Here is a 19,962-nt window from a genome sequence, read left to right as displayed (position 1 = left end):
GGCCGGCGAGGGCGGCCCCGTCCACCTCGGCAGGGCCGCCCGGTCCGTGACCGCGGGGCTCAGCGCCCCTGGAGTGCCCTGACGTTGTCGCCGAAGGTCCAGCCCTTCGAGCCGTCCCAGTTGAGCGACCAGGTCATCAGGCCCTTGAGGCCGTTGTTGTAGTGGTTCCAGGCCTGGGCGACCTGACCGGTCGACATGTACCCGCCGCCGGCGCCCGGCTGGGCCGGGAGCCCGGGCACCTGCTTGTCGTACGGCACCCTGATCGTGGTGCCCTGGACGACCAGGCCCTTGTCCAGACAGTCCGTCTGGGCGGTGAAGCCCTCTACCGTTCCCGCGGAGTACGAGTCGCCCGCGCAGCCGTACATGCTGCCGTTGTAGTACTGCATGTTCAGCCACCACAGGCGGCCGTTGTCCGCGTACTTCTTGATGACGGGCAGGTACGCGCCCCAGATCGAGCCGTAGGTGATGCTGCCGCCGGTGACGTAGGCCGTCTCGGGAGCCATCGTCAGGCCGAAGTTCGAAGGCATCCGGGCGAGGACGCCGTCGATGATGCGGATCAGGTTGGCCTGCGAGGCCGACAGCTGGTTGATGTTCCCACTGCCGGCCAGGCCGGTCTCGATGTCGATGTCGATGCCGTCGAAGTTGTACTTCTTCAGGATCGGCACCACGGTGTCGACGAAACGGTCGGCGACCGCGCTGGAGCTGAGGTCGATCCCGGCCGTCGCGCCGCCGATCGACATCAGCGTGGTGAGACCCGAGGCCTTCGCCTGGCACATCTCGGCCGGGGTCGGGACCTTCACGGTCGAGTCCATGCCGTCCTCCCACTGGACGGTGCCGTCGGAGAGGATGACGGGGAAGGCCGCGTTGATCACGTTGTAGCCGTGCTGGGCGATCCGGCTGTCGGTGACCGGGATCCAGCCGAGCGGCGGGTGCACGCCGTTCGAGGCACCGTCCCAGTTCTCCCAGTACCCCTGGAGCACCTTTCCGGCGGGCTTCGACTTGACCGCGCAGGTCTCGTCGGCGGCGGCGCTGGGTGTCGCCGCCACCAGCATCTGCACGGCGCAGGCCGCCGCGAGGCCGAGCCCCAGCAGGCGCGATGTCCGACCGAACATTGGTCACTTCCCTTCCTGTCACGGCCGGGCACCACCGAGGTGGCACACAGGCCCGAACCGGCCCGGTACGGGGCGATATGAGCCGTGAATGGCATGCCCCTGACAACCACAGACGGAACGCGGTCTCGCACTTCACGGCCTGCAACACGCTAGGGAGGCGCGGACGGCCCGTCAATAGGTCTGGACCAAAGGAGCCTCACCCATCCACCCGGGGAGCGGACTTGGAAGCGCTTCCCGTCGGCCGATTACCGCCACGGAGAAGACTTAGCTTAGGCTTGCCTAACTCTTCGCGATCCGCATCGGGGCCGGAGCCGTGCGCCTTCGGCCGCCGCTTCGGCATGCCCCCGCGCGGTGGCGGAGTGCCGCTCCGTCCCCCAAGCACGAGGAACACCCATGTCCCGGTTCACCCGCGCGCGTCGCCGCACGTTCGTCGCAACTGCCGCCGCCACCGCTCTCGTTCTCGCCGTCGGCGGCTGCTCGTCGAACGACAGCGGCAACGAGAAGTCCGGCGCGGCAGGAAAGAGCTCCGGGGCGTTCCCCGTCTCCCTCAGGAGCGCGCTCGGCACCGCCGAGATCGAGAAGCGGCCCGAACGCGTCGTCACCCTCGGCCAGGGTTCGGCGGAGACCGCCATCGCGCTCGGCCACACCCCGGTCGGCGTCGAGAAGTACGAGTGGGGCAGCGACGAGACGGGCTATCTGCCCTGGGTGCACGACGCGGTGGAGAAGTCCGGCGACAAGCTGCCGGTCCAGTTCACCGGGGGCGAGGACATCGACTTCGAGGCGATCACCGAGCTCGAACCGGACGTCATCCTCGCGCCGTGGTCCGGGATCACGCAGAAGGACTACGACATCCTCAAGGACATCGCCCCGACCGTCGCCTACCCCGATCTGCCCTGGAGCACCGACTGGGACCAGCAGATCGACATCATCGCCAGGGCGCTGGGCCGGCCCGAGCAGGCGGAGGTCCTCACCGCGGGGATCGAGAAGCAGCTGGCCGACGCGGCGGCGACCCGGCCCGCGTACAAGAAGCACACGTTCTCGTACATCTACAACACCGGGCCCGGCACCCTCGGGGTGTTCAAGCCCGACGAGCAGCGGGTCAGGATGGTCTCCTCGCTCGGGCTCGAGGTCGACCCGGTGGTGAACACCTTCAAGGAGACCAAGGGCACCGACTCCGCGCTCATCGGCCTGGAGAACGCCGAGAAGCTGAAGAACAGCGATCTGGTCTTCACCTTCTACATGGACGACAAGGCCCGCGAGGAGATCGAGGCGCAGCCGCTGTACGCGGCGATCCCGGCCGTGAAGAGCGGAGCCGTGGTGGCGGGCAGGGACAACGCCTTCGTCACCGCCTCCTCGATCATCAACCCGCTCACCGTGCCGTGGGTGATCGACCGTTACCTGCCGCTGATCGACAAGGCCGTCAAGGCCGCCGACAACGGCTGAACCGGGTCTCCGCACGCCCATGGCCACCACCACGCACGCCCCGCCGGACGCGGCCGGAACCTCTCGGTCCGGCGCCGCCCGGCGGCTGACGCCGCTCGTCCTCGCCGCCGTCGTCCTGGCGTTCGCGGTCTGCGCGAGCGTCATGTACGGCAGCCGGACCACCTCGTTCGGCGATGTGCTGCACGTACTGGACGGCACCGCCGACGCCGGCGTCACCACCGTCGTCGAGAGCCGCTACCCGCGCACCGCGATCGGACTGCTCGCCGGCCTCTGCCTGGCCGTCGCGGGCACCCTCATGCAGGGGGTGACCCGCAATCCGCTGGCCGATCCGGGGCTGCTCGGGATCAACGCGGGTGCGTCCGCGAGCATCGTGGCCGCGACGGCGTTCCTGGGCGCCTCGGGCAGCACGGCGACGATGTGGTGGGCGCTGCCCGGCGCGCTGGGGGCCGGTCTGCTGGTCCACGCGATCGGCTCGGCGGGTTCGGGCGGCGGCCTCGTCCGCCTCGTGCTGGCCGGTGCGGTGCTCTCGGCGGTGCTGACGGCCTTCGTCCAGGCGGTGACCCTGGGCCGTCCGAAGGTGTTCGACAGCTACCGGTACTGGGTCGTCGGCGCGCTCGGCGGGCGGGACTTCGACGTGTTCTGGTCGGTGCTGCCGTTCGCGGTGACCGGTCTGGCGGTGGCCGCGCTGCTCGGGCCGGGCCTCGACGCGCTGGCCCTGGGCGACTCCACCGCGGCGTCGCTCGGGGCCTCCCCGGGACTGGTGCGGGCGGGCGGGCTGCTGGCGGCCACCCTGCTGAGCGCGGCGGCGACGGCGGCGGTCGGCCCGGTCGCCTTCGTCGGGCTGGCCGTTCCGCATGTCGCGCGGGCGCTCGCCGGGGTCGACTTCCGGGCACAGCTGCTGTTCTCGGCGCTGGCCGGCCCGGCGCTGCTGCTCCTGGCGGATGTCGTGGGCCGGGTGGTGATGCGCCCGCAGGAGCTGATGGTCGGCGTGGTGACCGCGTTCCTCGGGGCGCCCGCGCTGCTCGTCGCCGTACGCAGAATGAGGAACAACGCATGACGATACGTCAGGACACGGTCCGCACCGTATCGCCGCGGAAGGTGCTGAGGGCCGGACGGCGGGTGGCTCTGCCGGTCCGGCGGGTTTCGGTGCTGACGGCGCTGGTGCTGCTGACGCTGCTGGCGGCGGGGGCCGTGGCCACACTGTCGCTCGGGCGGCTCGGCATCGCGCTCGCCGATCTGCCCGGGGCGCTGGCCGGCGGGGCCGAGGGCAAGGACGCCTTCGTCCTGGACCGGCTGCGCGGGCCCCGGCTGACGGTCGCCGTGGGGACCGGTGCGGCGCTCGGGCTCTCCGGGGCGCTGTTCCAGTCGGTCACCCGCAATCCGCTGGGCAGTCCCGATGTGATCGGCCTGGCCTCCGGTGCCGGCGCGGGCGCCGCGATCGCCGCGCTGCTGTTCCCGGGCACCGTTCCGGTGGCGATGGGTGCGCTGTTCGGCGCGGCCGCGGCCATGGTCCTGGTGTACGTGTCGACCGGGACGGGTTTCCGCAATCCGGCCCGGCTGGTGATCGCGGGCATCGGGGTGGCAGCGATCGGCACCGCGATCACCCAGTACGTCGTGTACGCGATGGAACGGGACCGGGCCGCCGTCCTGACCGCGTACGTCAACGGCAGCCTGTCCGCGCGGTCCTGGACGGACGCCACCACCATCTGGCTGGTGCTGTTCGCCGTCGCCCCGCCGGCCGCGCTGCTGTCGCGGCGGCTGGACATCGGGGAGATGGGCGACGACATCGCGGACGCGCTCGGTGCGCGGCCGCGCAGCACGAAGACCGTCGCCGTGGTCCTGGCGATCGTGCTGTCGGCCGGTGCGGTGAGCGTGGCCGGGCCGATCGCGTTCGTCGCGCTGACGGCTCCGCAGATCGCCCGGCGGCTCACCCGGCTGGCCGGCCCGCACCTGGCGCTGTCGGCGCTGACCGGCGCGCTGCTGCTGGTCCTGGCCGACCTGTGCGCCCAGCAGCTGACGTTCTTCGACAATCTGCCGGTCGGCGTCTACACGATGGCCGTCGGCGGGGTGTACCTGGGCCGGCTGCTGATCCGGGAGTGGCGCCGCGGAGTCCTCTGAACCGGGGCGGGTCCGTCTCCCGACGCCCTGCCCACCCTCTTCTTGAACGCGTTCAAAAGAAGTCGTAGAGTCACCACCGCACGAACTTGAACGCGTTCAAGTCGAGGGGGCGTGGTGCCGTGATGTCGTCGTTGGTCAACGCGATCGTGATGCTGGGCATGCTGGTGGTGGTCCCGGCGGGGCTGCGGCTGACGGGGGAGCCCGGACTGGAGCGGATGAGCCGCCTGTGGCCGCTGTTCGCCGTGCCCGGCGCCCTCGCGCTCTGGCTGCCGCGCGGCACGGCGGCCGTCTCGCTCGCCACCGTCTACGCCCTCGGGACGGCAGTGCTCGCGCTGCACGCGCCGCTGCGGCTGCTCCGCGAGCCCCGGGCCTGCCGGGCACCGGCCGAGATCGCGCTGCTCACCGCCCTCGTCATGCCGTCGGTCGCGGCCACCGCGCTGGTCGCCGAACGCGCCGGGCACGCACTCTTCGGCTTCGGCCTCGGCATCCTCGCGCTGACCGTGCCGCACTTCCACTTCGCGGGCTTCGCCGCCGCGCTGGTCTCCGGACTCGTCTGCCGGGTCGCCGACACCCGGGCGGGCCGGTTCGCCGCGCTGAGCGTGCCGCTGGGCACCCTGCTCGTGCTGGCCGGCTACTTCATCGGGGACCGGGCGGAGCTGGCCGGCGCGGTCGTGCTGACCGCCGGCATGTGGACGGTCGCCCTGCTCACCTGGCGTTCGGTCCGCGGCCGCGGCCGGGAGCGGACCACCCGGCTGCTGCTCGCGGTCTCCTCGGGCGTGCTCGCCGTCACCATGGTCCTCGCGCTGAGCTGGGCGCTCGGCGAGGCCACCGGAATCCCCCACCCCACGCTGGGCTGGATGGCCGCCACCCACGGCCTGGGCAACGCGCTGGGCTTCGCGCTCTGCTCGCTGCTCGCCTGGCGGAGGCTCCAGCAGGCACCCGGCCGATCGGGGCCGGTCGCTCCCCGGCACGACACCCACCTCGAAGGACGGACCGCGTGAACGCAGTCACCTACCCGGAGACCGGGGCCACCCGGCTCCGCCCGCTGCCCGACGGGTACAACCACCTCCACCACCGGAACCGGATCGGCCGCGGCCGGGCCGACCTGGAAGCCGCGGGCGCCGCGATCACCGGCTGGCGCATGCACCGCACCTCCGGGGCGCGCCTCGTCGCCGCGGCGGACCGCGCCGAGGCCGGAGTCACCCTCACCGTCTCTCTCGGACTGGGCCCGTTCCGCTTCACCGCGCCCTGCCGGGTCGTCTGGACCGCGTACGAACCCGACCGCGTCGGCTTCGCGTACGGGACGGCTCCCGGTCACCCCGAGTGCGGCGAGGAGTCCTTCGTCGCGGAGCTGGCGGACGACGGGACGGTGTGGTTCACCGTCACCGCGTTCAGCCGCCCGGTCGCCTGGTACGCCCGGCTCGCGGGCCCGCTCGTACCGGTTCTCCAGCGCTGGTACGCCCGCCGCCTCGGGGCCACGCTGCGCCGGATCGTCGCCCGGAGCCGCGCATGACCGATACTGGAGGCGATGGAGTGGTTCACCGCGGACGGGTACTGGCTCAGCCGGCTGGTCTTCCAGCGGGCGCTGGCCGCCGTGTACCTGGTCGCCTTCCTGGCCGCCGCGCTCCAGTTCAGGGCGCTGATCGGCGAGCGCGGCATGCTCCCGGTGCCGGAATTCCTGCGGCGCACCGACTGGCGCGGCGCCCCCGGCCTCTTCCGGCTGCACTACAGCGACCGCTTCTTCGCCGTGACCGCCTGGACCGGCTGCGCGCTCGCCGTGGCGCTGCTCGTCGGCGCCGACGCGTACCTCCCGCTCTGGGCGGCGATGGTGCTCTGGGCGCTGCCCTGGGCGCTGTATCTGTCGATCGTCCAGGTGGGCCAGACCTGGTACGGCTTCGGCTGGGAGTCACTGCTGCTGGAGACCGGCTTCCTCGCCGTCTTCCTCGGCAACGGGCACACCGCCCCGCCGGTGCTGGTGCTGTGGCTGCTTCGCTGGGTGCTGTTCCGGGTCGAGTTCGGTGCCGGACTGATCAAGATCCGCGGCGATGCCTGCTGGCGTGAGCTGACCTGTCTGTACTTCCACCACGAGACCCAGCCGATGCCGGGGCCGCTGAGCTGGTTCTTCCACCGGCTGCCCCGGCCGCTGCACCGGGCCGAGGTCGCGGCCAACCATGTCACCCAGCTCCTGGTGCCGGTGCTGCTGTTCACCCCGCAGCCGGTGGCGAGCGCGGCGGCGGGGCTGATGGTGATCACCCAGCTGTGGCTCGTCCTCTCGGGCAACTTCGCCTGGCTGAACTGGCTGACGATCACGCTGGCACTGTCCGCCGTCGACTGGTCCGTGTTCGCCGAACCGCCCGCCCAGACCGCGCCGCCGCTCTGGTACGAGGTGGTGGTGCTGGCGGTCAGCGCCCTGGTGGTGTACCTCAGCTACCGTCCGGCGCGCAATCTGGTCTCCCGCCGTCAGGTGATGAACCGCTCGTTCGACCCGCTGCACCTGGTCAACACGTACGGCGCGTTCGGCAGCATCAGCCGGGTCCGACTGGAGGTGGTGGTGGAGGGCACGGACGAGCGGGTGCTCCACGAGGACACGCGCTGGCGGGAGTACGGCTTCCGCGGCAAACCCGGCGACCCGTCCCGGCTGCCCCGCCAGTTCGCCCCGTACCATCTGCGGCTGGACTGGCTGATGTGGTTCGCGGCGCTCTCCCCCGCGTACGCCCGGCCCTGGTTCGGCCCGTTCGTGGAGCGGCTGCTGGAGAACGACCGGGACACCCTGCGGCTGCTGCGCCACAACCCGTTCCCCGACGCCCCGCCGGCGCACGTCCGCGCCCGGGTGTTCCACTACCGGTACACCACCTGGCGCGAGCTGCGGGCCACCGGACGCTGGTGGCACCGGACCTACGTACGCGACTTCATGCCGCCGGTCTCGCTCGGCCCGTCCCGGACCGGACCGGCGCGACGGTCCTGAGCGGCCGGGCACGGGTCACTTGGACTCCTCCCGGGCCCGCAGCAGCCGGGTGATCTGCTTGACGAGTTCGTCGTCGCTGGTCACCTTCCTGCCGGAGACCAGGGCGCCGAGGCGCTCCGCCGTCTGGAAGTCGTAGGCGCGCTCGCGTTCCGTGCCGGGGACCTTCTCGTACTCGTCCTCCGCCCGGAACCCGACGGCCACGTCGACCAGTTTCGCGATGATCCAGGTGAGCAGGAAGGAGAAGGCGATCACACAGACGACGGCGAGGAGCTGTTTGCCCAGCAGCCCCCATCCGCCGCCGTAGAACAGCCCCTTCTTGCCGCTGATCCGCGCGGTGGCGAACAGACCGACCATGATCAGCCCGACCAGTCCGCCGACCCCGTGCACCCCCACCACGTCCAGCGTGTCGTCCACGGCGAACCGGTACTTGAGCGTGATCGCGAAGGCGCAGACCGCGCCGACCACCAGTCCGGTGACGACCGCGCCCAGGGGACTGACCTCGCCGCAGGCGGGGGTGATGGCGACCATGCCCGCGACGGCGGAGGAGACCACGCCCATGGTGGTGACGGTGCCGGTGCGCCACTTCTCCACCAGCGGCCAGGTGACCATGGCGCCCGCGGCGCCCAGCTGGGTGTTGAGGAACGCGGCACTGGCGGCGCCCTGGGTGGAGAGCGCCGAGCCGGAGTTGAAGCCGAACCAGCCGAACCACAGCAGCCCCACACCGATCACCACCAGCGGGATGTTGTTGGGGCGCTCCTCACGGCGGGCGAAGTCCCGTGGAGCCCGTAGCACCAGCGCGACGGCCAGTCCGGAGACCCCGGAGTTGAGTTCCACCGGCAGCCCGCCCGCGAAGTCCAGCGCCCCGAGGTGCTTGACGATCCAGCCGTCCTGGTCGAACACCCAGTGTGCGAGGGGGACGTAGACGACGAGCAGCCACAGCGGGACGAAGACGAGCCAGCCCCGCATCGTGGCACGGTCCGCGATGGAGCCGCTGATCAGGGCGACCGTGATGATCGCGAAGCCCATCTGGAAGGTGCTGTAGACGTAGGTGGGGATGTGGCCGGTGAGGGTGGTCAGCCCGATGTCGTGCATGAACACGTGGTCGAGGTTGCCGATGAGTCCGGTGCCGCCGACGTCCGGCCCGAAGGCCAGCGAGTAGCCGATCGCCCACCAGACGAGGGTGCCGAAGGCGAGCGCGGCGAAGCTCATCTTGATCATCATCAGGATGTGCTGGGTGCGCACCATGCCGCCGTAGAAGAACGCCAGTCCCGGCGTCATCAGCAGCACCATGGCGGTGGAGGCGAGCAGCCAGGCGGTGTCACCGGAGTCGTACGCCGGTGGCATCGGCGCGGGAGCGAAGTTCATCGGCGGATACCTCGTCGTGGTGGGGTGTCAGGCTTTGCGCGGGGCGGGGGCGGGATGGCCGGTGAGCCGCCGCCGTACGGCGTCCCAGGCGGCGGTGTGCGCGGCGGCGACCCGTACGGGGCTGTCGTCCAGCAGCCGCAGCCAGGCGCCGCAGTCCCGGGGCAGCACGCTGACCCCGTACAGGACCTCCAGCCCGGCGAGCGCGGTGTGCAGGGTGTCGGCCAGCTCGCCGGCCGGGACGCGGTCGGTGAGGACGAAGAGCGAGGCGACGTGGTCGTGCCCGGCGAACACTCCGGGGCCGAGGACGCCGCCGTCCGCCCCGCCCGGCGTCAGGCGCAGGGTGTCGAGGGCGAGGAGGGTGCCGTCGGGGCGGGCGATCCGCAGATCGGTGGCGAGCGTCCGGTACGCATGGCGCTCGCCCCGGGCGAGCCGGCCGGCCGTCAGCGTCTCGCCGAGGAGCACGGTGGCGCCGGGCGCGGCCGTGACCTCGGTGCGCTGGTAGAAGCGGGCGTCCCGGAACGGGATCAGCGGGTCGGGCAGGTACTCCACGTAGGCGCCGTCCTGGACCGTGAGGTGCACGAGCTGGCTGGCGTAGTCGTGCTCCATCCGGAAGATCTTGGTCGCCGCCTGGGTGGTCAGATGGACCTGGGTACCGGGGCCGCAGCGGAAGTCCATGCGGTAGCGGTCGGCCTGGGCGATGCCTCCGCCGGTCGCCATCAGGTAGACGTAGGCCATGCCGGGCATCGCCGGGTCGATCCACAGCGGCCGCATGATCTGGAGCGGCGTCTTCTGGTAGCGCTCCACGAGTTCGGTGCGCCCGCCCCGTACCGCGAAGGCCAGGTCGAGGATGCCGACCTTGGCCGGGGAGCCGGGCCCCAGTGTGTCGGGCACGGACGCCAGTTCCGCCACCTGCGGGGGGAGGCGGTCCGCGGTGTAGTGGCCGGGGGCGAGCCGCTCCGGCCGGGGCGGTGACGGGGCGGGCCGCATCTCAGATCAGCGCCTTGCGGCGCGAGGCGAGATAGCCCATGACGTCCTCGACACCGGTGCCGGTGAGACAGTCGGTGAGGACGACCGGCCGGTCCCCGCGCACCCGGTGGGCGTCGGACTCCATGACGCCGATGTCGGTGCGCACGTACTTCGCGATGTCGATCTTGTTGATGACGAGCAGGTCGGACTCGGTGATGCCCGGCCCGCGCTTGCGGGGCATCTTCTCGCCCTCGGCGGTGTCCAGGACGAAGATGAAGAGGTCGACCAGGGCCGGGCTGAAGGTGAGCGTGAGATTGTCGCCGCCCGACTCGTAGAGCAGGGTGTCGGTGTCCGGGAAGCGTTCCAGCATCTCGGCCCCGGCCGCCAGGTTCATCGTGGGGTCGTCGCGGACGGCGGTGTGCGGGCAGGCCCCCGTCTCCACGCCGACGACGCGCTCCGGTTCGAGGACCCCGGCGAGGGTGCGGCGGATGTGCTGGGCGTCCTCCTGGGTGTAGATGTCGTTGGTGATGACGCTCGGGCGGTGGCCGCCTGCGATGAGCAGCGGGACCAGCGCCTCGATGAGCGCGGTCTTGCCGGAGCCGACCGGTCCGCCGATGCCGACCCGCAGTACGTTGTCGTCCATGGTGTTCCCTGTTCCTCTTCCTCGGATCGTCGGGGTTGGTGCGGGGGTCAACTGGCGAACAGCCGTGCGTCGGCGCGTTCGTGACGGCCGGACATGATGTCCGAGGCGAAGACGGTGGCGCCCACGTCGGCGAGCTCCCGCCGCAGCGCCGCCTCGGCGGTCTCCTCGATGACGGGCGCGGCGCCCCGGAGCAGGACCTGGGCCCCGCGGTGGTCGGTGAGCCGTAGCCGCAGCGCGGCGCCGGCGAAGCTCGCGCAGAACGCGAACAGGTCGGCGGCGACCGCCTGGCGGACCGGGACACCGGCCGCCGCGTGAATGACCCCCGCGGCCACCGCCTGGGTGCCCGGTGACTCGCCGCGCACCACGCGGCCGAAGTGTGCGGTGATCTCCGGACGGTCGAACACCTCGGCCGCGAGGTCGAGGAGCTGCCGCCCGGTCCGGGTGGCCGCCTGGCGCATCTCGCGCCCGAGCTTGGTCGCGAACAGGTGCTCGTCGATCCGGACGACGGCCGCCGCGTCGCCCGCCAGGGTCGCCCGGTGGGCGAGCGCGAGCGCGGTGGCGTCGGCCGGGCCGACGCCGTGCCGCAGCAGGTCTGCCAGCAGCGCCGGAAGGCTCTGCCGGTCGACCGCCCCGGCCTGTGCGAAGCCCTCCAGGCTGTGCGAGAGCGTGTAGAAGCCGCTGGGGAACGCCGAGTCGGTCAGCTGGAGACCGACCAGCAGCGGCCCGAGCGCCGGTTCGGCGGCCGTCGGGCCGGTCTCGGACGCCGGACCGGCGGCGGTCGTCGCCGGGGCGGGTACTGCCCCGCCCCGGATCTCTTCCTCGTCTCGGTACACGGTCCTGGCCTCCTGCCCTAGACCAGGAAGTACAGGTGGTTGAGGGGAAGTTCCTCGGCCGGGTCGATGGTGGCGACCTTGCCGTCGAGGGTGACCCTGAACGTCTCGGGGTCCACCTCGATGTCGGGCAGCGCGTCGTTGCGGACCATGTTGTGCTTGCCGATGGTCCGGGTGCGCCGGACCGGCAGCACCTTGCGTTCCAGGCCCAGTTCGGCCGGGACCCCGGCGGCGATCCCGGCCTGGGACATGAAGGTGACGTGGGTGGTGGGCAGGGCCTTGCCGTACTGGCCGAACATCGGCCGGTAGATCACCGGCTGCGGGGTCGGCAGCGAGGCGTTGGGATCGCCCATCTGTGCCCAGGCGATGATGCCGCCCTTGATGATCATCTTCGGCTTGGCCCCGAAGGAGTGCATGGGCCAGAGCACGATGTCGGCGAGCTTCCCCTTCTCGATCGAGCCCACGTGGTCGGAGATCCCGGTGGCGATGGCCGGGTTGATGGTGACCTTCGCGAGATAGCGGAGCACCCGCTGGTTGTCGTTGCGGGCGGAGTCGCCCTCCAGCGTGCCGAGCTTGTCCTTGCAGTGATGGGCGATCTGGAAACAGCGGGTGACGGACTCGCCGACCCGGCCCATGGCCTGCGAGTCGGACGAGATCATGCTGATCACGCCGAGGTCGTGCAGGACCGACTCGGCGGCGATGGTCTCGGCGCGGACCCGGCTGTCCGCGAAGGACACGTCCTCGGGGATGTCGTGGCTCAGGTGGTGGCAGACCATGACCATGTCAAGGAGTTCGTCCACCGAGTTCTTGGTGTACGGGAGCGTCGGGTTGGTGGAGGACGGCAGGATGTTGGGTTCCCCGGCGACCCGCAGGATGTCCGGGGCGTGTCCGCCGCCTGCGCCCTCGCTGTGGAAGGTGTGGATGGTGCGGCCGTCGATCGCGGACCGGGTGTCCTCGAAGAATCCGCTCTCGTTGAGGCTGTCGGTGTGAATGGCCACCTGGATGTCGTGCCGGTCGGCGACCTTGAGCGCGTTGTCGATCACGGCGGGCGTGGCGCCCCAGTCCTCGTGGACCTTCAGCGCGCAGACCCCGGCCCGGACCTGCTCCTCCAGCGCCTCGGGGAGGCTGCCGTTGCCCTTGCCCATGATGCCGAGGTTGATGGGGACGCCCTCGGCCGCCTGGAGGAAGCGGGCGATGTTGAAGGGGCCGGGCGTGCAGGTGGTGCCGTTGGTGCCGTCGGAGGGGCCGGTGCCGCCGCCGATGAGGGTGGTGATGCCGTTGGTGAGCGCCTGCTCGGCCTGTTGCGGAGCGATCAGGTGGACATGGGTGTCGATGGCGCCCGCGGTGGCGATGAGGTGTTCACCGGCGATGGCCTCGGTGCCGGGTCCGACGACCAGGTCCGGGTGGACGTTGTTCTGCGTCTGCGGATTGCCGGACTTGCCGATGGCGGCGATGAAGCCGTCCTTGATGCCGATGTCGCACTTGACGACACCGACGACGGGGTCGATGAGCACCACGTTGGTGATGACGGTGTCGAGCGCGCCCTGGGCGGCGGTGGCCTGCGGGTCGGCGGCCATGCCGTCGCGCATGGTCTTTCCGCCGCCGTAGACGACCTCGTCGCCGTACAGCCCCTCGCTGTAGTCCTTCTCGACCTCGACGACAAGGTTGGTGTCGGCGAGGTGGAAGCGGTCGCCGACCGTCGGGCCGAACATGTCGGTGTACTGCTTGCGCGACAGGATGGGCATCAGCGCGAACCCTTCTTCTTTTCCTTGGCGTCCTTCGAAGCCTTGGTGCTCTTGGTGCTCTTGGCGCTCTTGTTGCCGCCGGTGTTTCTGCCGCCGCCGGTGTTCCTGCCGCCCCCGGCCTTCTCCTGGGCCCCGGCGAAGCCCAGCTCGATCGCCCTGCGGACGGCCTCGATCCGCACCGGCTGCGAGGCGAGGCTTCCGTTGAACAGCCCGCTGAAGCCGACGAGCCGGCCCGTTCCGGCGTACGCGCACAGCTCCACCTCGCGCGTGCCGCCGGGCTCGATGCGCACCGAGGTGCCCGCGGGGATGTCGAGGTGCATTCCGAGCGCCTGCTGCCGGTCGAACGACAGCGCCGAGTTGACCTCGAAGAAGTGGTAGTGCGAGCCGACCTGGACCGCGCGGTCCCCGGTGTTGCGCACGGTGAGTTTCACCCTGCGGCGGCCGGCGTTGATCTCGATCGGTTCCTTGCCGTAGATGTACCTCTGACGGGATGTCATGCGGTGCTCCTGATGACTCGGCCCGCACCGTGGGCACGCGGGTGCGGATGCGTGTGCACGGGGCCGTGGCCGTGGGGGTGGGTGTGGCTGTGGGAGTGGCCCTCGCCCGGCGGGTGCGTGTGGGCGTGGCCGTTGTGGTCGGCGGCGGCGAGCCCGGCCGCGATGCCGTCGTCGCCGCGCTCGCCCCGGTGCCGGGCGTCGGCCACCCGCTCGGCGAGCACCCGGGCCAGCGCGGCCGGGGAGAGGAGCGGACCGCCGTCCTCGACCCGCGTACCGGGTACGTCCGGGAGCCGGGGCCGGGCAAAGGCCGCGGGGAGCAGCACCACCTCCCGCGCGCCGAGCAGTCGGCAGCGCCGGACGCCCTCGGCCGGGTCGGGGTCGCCCCCGGTGAACGCGACCTCGACCAGATCGTGGCTGCCGTGGCGACGGACCAGGCTCGCGACGCGGTACAGCTCGGCGTCCTCGAAGGGGTCCCCGGCCGGGGCGGTGACCAGCAGCGCGGCGGCACCGGGCGCCCGGCCCGCCGCCGCGCGCAGCCAGGCGGTCAGGTGCTGCGAGGTGCCGAACGGCTCGGCCAGCACGGTCCGGGCGCGGGCGGCCGGGGGCAGTGCGCACAGAGTGCGGGCGGTGTTCGCGACGAGTTCCGGGTCACGGCCGAGCGTCATCGGCACGGCACAGCTCTCCTCGCCTTCACGGGCGAGGGCGGTGACGGTCCGGAAGAGGGCACGCCCGTCCCGTACGACGACCGTCCCGGCGTCCGCGAGGTCGTGCAGGGCGGTGCCGTACGCGGCTTCGTGGCCGCATACGGCGATCACCCGGCAGTGCTCGGACACCGGTTCAGCCACCGATGGGGTCGTGGCAGGAGACGAGCTTGGTGCCGTCCACGAACGACGCCTCGATCTGGAGCAGGCCGAGCATCTCGCGTACGCCGGGCATGGTGTCGTCCTCGCCGACGACATGGCGGCCGAGCTCCATGCAGTCGGCGACGCTCCTGCCGTCGCGGGCCGCTTCCAGGATCGCCTCGCTGATCAGCGCCACGGCCTCGCTGTAGTTGAGCTTGAGGCCGCGGCCCTGACGCTTGCGGGCCAGGTCGGCCACGACGTAGACCAGCAGTTTGTCGATCTCGCGGGGGGCGAGGTTCATCGTCAGTACCTTCTCTTGGGTGCGGGAGGGTGGGACCGGGCCGGGGCTGTCAGCCGCTCTTGCGGAAGCGGGGCAGCAGCGGGACCGCCGCCATGAATACCCAGGTCACGAGGATGAACGGCCAGGTGAAGGTGTGGCCGCCGAACGGTTTGAAGAGCGAGGTCAAGGAGGCTGTCAGGCCTGTAGAGACCGCGGCACCGAGGAGGGCGTAGGCCCCGTTCCACACCGTTCCGGCGAGGAAGACGGCACCGATCGCGATGCCGACGAGCACCGCGTTGTATCCGTAGATCCCGTTCGCGATCAGTGCGGTGGGGGCGCCCAGTGCCCAGGCGGCGACGATCCCGACCACGCTGCCCGCGGCCGCGAAGAGCACCACACGTACTCCGGCGCAGGCCAGTCCGACGAGCATGATGAGCCCGACGTACCACGCGTCTACCAGGAAGATCTGCGAGACGTTGGTGAAGAAGCCGTGCCACAGATCGCTCCAGGTGATCGCGGTCGACCCGCTGGTGGGGCTTGCCACCTCCCTCGGGGCGCCGTGCCAGATCCGGGCGAAGGACGGCGCGCCGAGCACCATGACGCCGGAGACCAGGCAGAACGGTGCGGTGAGCGCGGTCAGTCCGTACGGCTTCAGCAGGACCGTCAGCGCCATCGTCAAAATGGTGCACATGATCGAGCCGATCACCGCGAGCACGTAGGTGGCGGGGTGGTGCCCCAGCGAGGTGACCAGGGCGATGCCGGTGAGACAGCCGGAGTATCCGTGGAGGCCGAGGGCGATGGAGGGGCGGTCGACGCCGAACACGTAGGCGGTCAGGGTCGAAAGCGCGGCACCCAGGGTGGCGAAGAGGCCGATCTGCCAGCCCGCCGCCCAGAGCGCGGCGAGGATGAACGCCCCCGTCCACAGGCACGGCTGGAGGTCGACCTGCCCGACCCCGCGGATCGTGGCCAGCAGGAACGCGGTCGGCTGCCGGTTCTCCAGCCGACGGACGGCGGACGGCTCGGCGAGGGACAAGACAAGCTCCAACGGACGGCGGACAGCGGACCGGCGGCGGGAGACCAGGTCCGGTCACGGAGCGGGACGGGGGCTCGCGGTCTGTCGCCATCAACGCACAGGGCTCCGCACTCTTCGCGCGGTGCGGCGTTCCACTGGGCCGTTGGGGTCGGGAACTGCGCCGTTGGGCGTGGAGCGCGAGGATGTCCCGGTCCGCTCGCTAGGTTCGGTGGATGTCCCCGCAGATGCGGCTGCACCATCACACGCATCCCGACCACCATCCCGGCGCGCAGCCCGCGGTCGTGGCGGCGGTCGCGCTCGGCGGCGCCATCGGGGCGCTGGCCCGCTACGGCGCCGAGCGTCTCTGGCCGACCGGGACCGAGGCGTTCCCCTGGACGATTCTGCTCGTCAACGCAGTGGGCTGCTTCCTCATGGGCATCCTGATGGTGACTTTGAAGCGGCGCTTCCCCGGTGCGCCGCGACTGATCAGTCCGCTGCTGGGCACCGGGGTGCTCGGCGGGTTCACCACGTTCTCGCACTACACGGACAATGTGCGGCAGCTCTTCACGGAGGGCAGGACGGGTTTCGCGGTCGGCTGTCTGCTGCTGACCGTAGTGGCGGCACTGGCCGCGGTGACGGCGGGCGCCTTCGCCGCGCACCTCGCCCTCGGACACGGGTACGCGGACCCGGGCGAGCGGGCCCGATGACCGACTGGCTGCTGGTACTCGTCGGCGGACTGGTCGGTGCGCCGCTGCGCTATCTGCTCGGTGTGGACGCGAAGTTCCGCCTCCACACCGCCTTCCCGTGGGGCACGTTCGCGGCGAACGCGGGCGCGGCACTGTTCCTCGGGTACGTCTCCGAGGCGGTGACCGAGGGGGACCTCGGCCCCCGGCTCCAACTGCTGCTCGCCACCGGCTTCTGCGGGGCCCTGTCGACCTGGTCGACCTTCTCCTACGAGCTGCTGACCTTCGCCTCGGCCCGGCGGACGGCGCTGGCCGCCGGGTATCTTGCGCTCTCCGTCGCCGCGGGCGTGGGGCTTTCCTTCGCCGGGGCGGCCCTGGCGGACGCGGTCCACTGAAGTCCGCGGCGCGGGACGGCGCGGTGTGCGGGGCGACGCGACAGGCCCCGGTCCGCACGGAGCGGACCGGGGCCGAAAATCGATGGTTCCGAACGGGTGAATCGAGGTCAGTCGATGCCGGGCAGGATGTGCGGCTCGGCGAGGTCGTCCTCGTAGCCGGCCAGCCGGATCGGGGCGGACCTGGCCCAGACCTCGATGTTCCGGAGCTTCTCGGGCCCGCGGGCCCGGCCTGCGGGCCGTTCGGCGGGGCGCTTCTCGTGCTTCGTCAGTTCCGGTGTCGTCACCGCGCACTCCTTTGTGTCGCATAGCCCCGGGCGTCGCCGAAGCTCCGGTCTCACAGCCGGAATCGGCCGCCCGTGCGGGGCGGGGGCAGAGAACAGCTCGGTCGCGGTGGCGCCGGGTACGGGGCGGGACGGCGACCTGGTTGACAGGTCTGCCCCAGGACGGTCGAGGAGGGTTTGTGGACTTCTCGATGGCGTCCGTTCACATCAGAGTAACCAAATGAGCGCTGTTGCGCTCGATGGAACGTGTGCAGTAGGTCACTTTCGGCCACCTCATGCGGAAAAGACCCGTCCGCGATCACGGTCCGGGAAGGGACCGTGACGGACAGCATGGCAGCGCGCCCCGTGCGTCCGGGCCGGCTGTTCCCCGAGCTGCCGGTCTTCCGCCGGACCGGGCGGCGCCGCACGTTCCGCGTCGACGCTCTCCCCGGGACCCGGCCGGCGGCACCGGATCCGTCCGGGCCCGGTCGCCCCGAAGGAGCCGCGGCGCCACGTGGCCACCACGGGACACGGGGCGCGGCGGCTCCGGGCGGGGCTACCAGTTGGCGGGGGCGTAGTCCTTGAGGAAGCAGCCGTACAGGTCCTCGCCCGCCTCGCCGCGCACGATCGGGTCGTAGACGCGGGCGGCGCCGTCGACCAGGTCGAGCGGGGCGTGGAAACCCTCCTCCGCCAGCCGGATCTTGTCGGGGTGCGGGCGTTCGTCGGTGATCCAGCCGGTGTCGACGGCGGTCATCAGGATGCCGTCGTTCTGGAACATCTCCTGGGCGCTGGTGCGGGTGAGCATGTTGAGCGCGGCCTTGGCCATGTTGGTGTGCGGGTGACCGGCGCCCTTGTAGCCGCGGCCGAACACGCCCTCCATCGCGGAGACGTTGACCACGTAGGCCCGCTTGGCCGCGGTCGCCGCCATGGCCGGGCGGAGCCGGCTGATCAGGATGAACGGGGCCGTCGAGTTGCAGAGCTGGACCTCCAGCAGCTCGATCGGCCCGACCTCGTCGACCGTCTGGACCCAGCTGTTCGTGTCGTGCAGGTCGGGGACGAGCCCGCCCGCGTCGATCGCCGTCCCGGCGGCGATCCGCTCCAGCGAGGCGGAGCCGGTGACCAGGGCGAGTTCGGTGACGTCCTGCGCGCTCAGCCCCTCCTTGCGGGCGGACGGCAGGGCGGCCACCCGGTCGACGGTGCCGCTGCCGAAGGTGCCGATGACCTCGGCGGCGGGCAGCTCACCGGCCGGGAGCGGCGCGGACTCGGCGCCGACCAGCTCGCTGTACGCGTTCGCGGAGCGGCGCACCGTCTGGGCCGCGTTGTTGATCAGGATGTCCAGCGGCCCCTCGGCCGCCACCGAGTCGGCGAGCGCGACGACCTGGGCGGGGTCGCGCAGGTCGATGCCGACGATCTTCAGCCGGTGGATCCACTCGTCGCTGTCCGGCATCGCCTTGAAGCGGCGGATCGCGTCGTTGGGGAAGCGGGTGGTGATGGTGGTGTGGGCGCCGTCGCGCAGCAGCCGAAGCGCGATGTACATGCCGATCTTCGCCCGGCCGCCGGTCAGCAGGGCGCGCTTGCCCGTGAGGTCCGTCCTGGCGTCGCGGCGGGCCCGGTTCTCCGCCGCGCACGGCTGGCAGAGCTGGTGGTAGAAGGCGTCCACCTCGACGTACCGGGTCTTGCAGGTGTAGCAGGACCGGGGCCGCTGGAGCACGCCCGCGATCTCGCCCCGGGTGGAGGACGACGGCAGGACGCCCTGGGTCTCGTCGTCGATCCGGTCGGCCGAGCCGGTCGCGGTGGCCTCGGTGACCGCCTTGTCGTGGGCGGTCTTGGCGGCGCGGCGCTCCTGGCGGCGGCGCTGCTTCACCGTGCGGTAGATCCCGGCGGTGGCGCGGCGCACGGCAATGGCGTCGGGGTGGTCGACCTCGATCCTGTCCAGCTCGTCGAGCACGCTCAGGCAGACGGCCAGCCGCTCCGGGTCGATCCCGGGGCCGAACTCCTCCGTACCGGGAGCGAGCTCCTGGCTGTCCTCTGTCACCGTCATCGCCGTTCCTCTGCCGTCCGTCTCTTGCGGCGCCGACCGCCGTGCCTGCTTCTGCCGGGCCGAAACGCCCCGGTCAAGTCTGCCATGCACCTGATGCTGCTCCGTTCGCGTGACGTCGCGGGACCGTACGGTGACCGGGGGCGGTACCGTTCGCAGCGGCGTCATGACCGACCGGTCCGGTGGTGGCCGGGAACTGCCGGGTTTCCGCCGGAGTGGGACCGTTGTTCGCGGGTAGGCGGACCCCGAGAAGCTGTCACCGAACACCCCTGCGTCGCCCTGGCTGGAGCACATGAACGAACAGGTCACCTCTCGGTCGGCCGACGGGCCCTGCCCGGACCGGTCCTCGGAGGTTCTGCACAGCGCCGAGGTGTTCGACGGCGAGCCCGGCTGCATCGCGCAGGCCCGCGCGCTGGCCGACCGTTTCCTGGTCCGGCTGGCCGCCGAATGGCTCGCGGTCCTCGGCGAGCGCACCCGCGGCGATCTGCTGCTGGCGGTGAGCGAGCTGGTCACCAACGCCGACCGCTACAGCCAGGGCCCCTACCTGCTGGAGCTGGAGGGCACCGCGGAGCGCGTCAGCGTGACGGTGTACGACTCCAGCACCGCCCTTCCGCTGTTCTACTCCCCCGATCCGGCGCGCCCCGGCGGCCACGGCATGGAGATCGTGGTGGCGTTGTGCGACCGGCTGACCGCCGAGCGCGTGCCGGTGGGCAAGCGCATCCGGGCGGAGTTCGAGCTGAGCAGCTGAGCGGCCGGGCACCCGACCTG

Annotated in this window: 21 protein-coding genes; 9 read left to right on the top strand and 12 right to left on the bottom strand. The window is 71.6% G+C overall.

The window, feature by feature from the left end:
* Positions 1-59: 59 nt before the first annotated feature.
* On the bottom strand, positions 60-1,112 hold the full coding sequence (locus ACFCV8_RS28305; protein WP_376688295.1) for a chitinase: 1,053 nt from the start codon (positions 1,110-1,112) through the stop codon (positions 60-62).
* A 393-nt stretch (positions 1,113-1,505) separates the two neighbouring features.
* Between ACFCV8_RS28305 and ACFCV8_RS28300 the strand changes: the two genes are divergently transcribed.
* The 6 genes from ACFCV8_RS28300 to ACFCV8_RS28275 all read left to right on the top strand — a co-directional run bounded on the left by ACFCV8_RS28300 (position 1,506) and on the right by ACFCV8_RS28275 (position 7,638).
* Positions 1,506-2,555, top strand: a complete 1,050-nt coding sequence (locus ACFCV8_RS28300) for an iron-siderophore ABC transporter substrate-binding protein (RefSeq protein ID WP_376688294.1) — start codon at positions 1,506-1,508, stop codon at positions 2,553-2,555.
* A 19-nt stretch (positions 2,556-2,574) separates the two neighbouring features.
* A complete protein-coding gene (locus ACFCV8_RS28295; RefSeq protein WP_376688293.1) occupies positions 2,575-3,612 on the top strand; it encodes a FecCD family ABC transporter permease in 1,038 nt (345 codons plus the stop codon).
* Positions 3,609-4,673 (top strand): FecCD family ABC transporter permease, encoded by a 1,065-nt coding sequence (locus ACFCV8_RS28290; RefSeq protein WP_376688292.1) that lies wholly within the window; start codon positions 3,609-3,611, stop codon positions 4,671-4,673. The genes ACFCV8_RS28295 and ACFCV8_RS28290 overlap by 4 nt, the downstream gene beginning before the upstream one ends.
* 122 nt (positions 4,674-4,795) lie before the next feature.
* Complete coding sequence (locus ACFCV8_RS28285; protein ID WP_376688291.1) at positions 4,796-5,674, top strand: YndJ family protein; 879 nt, start codon at positions 4,796-4,798, stop codon at positions 5,672-5,674.
* Entirely contained in the window at positions 5,671-6,186 is a 516-nt protein-coding gene (locus ACFCV8_RS28280) for a DUF1990 family protein (RefSeq protein ID WP_376688290.1), read from the top strand. Before ACFCV8_RS28285 ends, ACFCV8_RS28280 begins: the two co-directional genes overlap by 4 nt.
* Before the next feature lie 15 nt (positions 6,187-6,201).
* Positions 6,202-7,638 carry a lipase maturation factor family protein gene (locus tag ACFCV8_RS28275; RefSeq protein WP_376688289.1) on the top strand — a complete coding sequence of 479 codons (1,437 nt, stop codon included), beginning with the start codon at positions 6,202-6,204 and terminating at the stop codon, positions 7,636-7,638.
* Between the two features lie 15 nt (positions 7,639-7,653).
* On the opposite strand, the gene ACFCV8_RS28270 is transcribed toward ACFCV8_RS28275, so the two are convergent.
* The 9 genes from ACFCV8_RS28270 to ACFCV8_RS28230 are packed head-to-tail and all read right to left on the bottom strand — an operon-like array spanning position 7,654 to position 15,839.
* Positions 7,654-9,003 (bottom strand): ammonium transporter, encoded by a 1,350-nt coding sequence (locus ACFCV8_RS28270; protein WP_376688288.1) that lies wholly within the window; start codon positions 9,001-9,003, stop codon positions 7,654-7,656.
* A 27-nt stretch (positions 9,004-9,030) separates the two neighbouring features.
* Positions 9,031-9,990 (bottom strand): urease accessory protein UreD, encoded by a 960-nt coding sequence (locus ACFCV8_RS28265; RefSeq protein ID WP_376688287.1) that lies wholly within the window; start codon positions 9,988-9,990, stop codon positions 9,031-9,033.
* A 1-nt stretch (position 9,991) separates the two neighbouring features.
* Positions 9,992-10,612, bottom strand: a complete 621-nt coding sequence (gene ureG, locus ACFCV8_RS28260; protein WP_376688286.1) for an urease accessory protein UreG — start codon at positions 10,610-10,612, stop codon at positions 9,992-9,994.
* Positions 10,613-10,659: 47 nt separating this feature from the next.
* Entirely contained in the window at positions 10,660-11,445 is a 786-nt protein-coding gene (locus ACFCV8_RS28255; protein WP_376688285.1) for an urease accessory protein UreF, read from the bottom strand.
* 17 nt (positions 11,446-11,462) lie between these two features.
* Positions 11,463-13,187, bottom strand: coding sequence for an urease subunit alpha (ureC, locus tag ACFCV8_RS28250; protein ID WP_376688284.1), 1,725 nt, complete (start codon positions 13,185-13,187; stop codon positions 11,463-11,465).
* Positions 13,187-13,684, bottom strand: a complete 498-nt coding sequence (locus ACFCV8_RS28245; protein ID WP_376688283.1) for an urease subunit beta — start codon at positions 13,682-13,684, stop codon at positions 13,187-13,189. Before ACFCV8_RS28245 ends, ureC begins: the two co-directional genes overlap by 1 nt.
* Positions 13,681-14,517, bottom strand: a complete 837-nt coding sequence (locus ACFCV8_RS28240) for a cobalamin biosynthesis protein CbiX (protein ID WP_376688296.1) — start codon at positions 14,515-14,517, stop codon at positions 13,681-13,683. Before ACFCV8_RS28240 ends, ACFCV8_RS28245 begins: the two co-directional genes overlap by 4 nt.
* A 4-nt stretch (positions 14,518-14,521) precedes the next feature.
* Entirely contained in the window at positions 14,522-14,827 is a 306-nt protein-coding gene (locus ACFCV8_RS28235) for an urease subunit gamma (protein ID WP_376688282.1), read from the bottom strand.
* Between the two features lie 49 nt (positions 14,828-14,876).
* On the bottom strand, positions 14,877-15,839 hold the full coding sequence (locus ACFCV8_RS28230; RefSeq protein ID WP_376688281.1) for an urea transporter: 963 nt from the start codon (positions 15,837-15,839) through the stop codon (positions 14,877-14,879).
* Positions 15,840-16,051: 212 nt separating this feature from the next.
* On the opposite strand from ACFCV8_RS28230, the gene ACFCV8_RS28225 reads away from it, so the two are divergent.
* Both ACFCV8_RS28225 and ACFCV8_RS28220 read left to right on the top strand, forming a co-directional pair.
* Positions 16,052-16,525, top strand: coding sequence for a fluoride efflux transporter FluC (locus tag ACFCV8_RS28225; RefSeq protein ID WP_376688280.1), 474 nt, complete (start codon positions 16,052-16,054; stop codon positions 16,523-16,525).
* Complete coding sequence (locus ACFCV8_RS28220) at positions 16,522-16,896, top strand: fluoride efflux transporter FluC (RefSeq protein WP_376688279.1); 375 nt, start codon at positions 16,522-16,524, stop codon at positions 16,894-16,896. The genes ACFCV8_RS28225 and ACFCV8_RS28220 overlap by 4 nt, the downstream gene beginning before the upstream one ends.
* 107 nt (positions 16,897-17,003) lie before the next feature.
* Here ACFCV8_RS28220 and ACFCV8_RS28215 read toward each other — a convergent pair whose 3' ends face one another.
* On the bottom strand, positions 17,004-17,180 hold the full coding sequence (locus ACFCV8_RS28215; protein WP_376688278.1) for a hypothetical protein: 177 nt from the start codon (positions 17,178-17,180) through the stop codon (positions 17,004-17,006).
* Between the two features lie 532 nt (positions 17,181-17,712).
* Complete coding sequence (locus ACFCV8_RS28210) at positions 17,713-19,197, bottom strand: SDR family NAD(P)-dependent oxidoreductase (RefSeq protein ID WP_376688277.1); 1,485 nt, start codon at positions 19,195-19,197, stop codon at positions 17,713-17,715.
* Positions 19,198-19,486: 289 nt separating this feature from the next.
* On the opposite strand from ACFCV8_RS28210, the gene ACFCV8_RS28205 reads away from it, so the two are divergent.
* Positions 19,487-19,942: an ATP-binding protein gene (locus tag ACFCV8_RS28205; protein WP_376688276.1), complete on the top strand. Its 456-nt coding sequence runs from the start codon at positions 19,487-19,489 to the stop codon at positions 19,940-19,942.
* Positions 19,943-19,962: the final 20 nt, after the last annotated feature.

Origin of the sequence: Streptomyces sp. NPDC056347 (assembly GCF_042262625.1) — a bacterium.
Lineage (GTDB): Bacteria > Actinomycetota > Actinomycetes > Streptomycetales > Streptomycetaceae > Streptomyces.
Note: the sequence above shows the minus strand (reverse complement) of the source record. Positions and strands in the feature narration are given on the sequence as shown.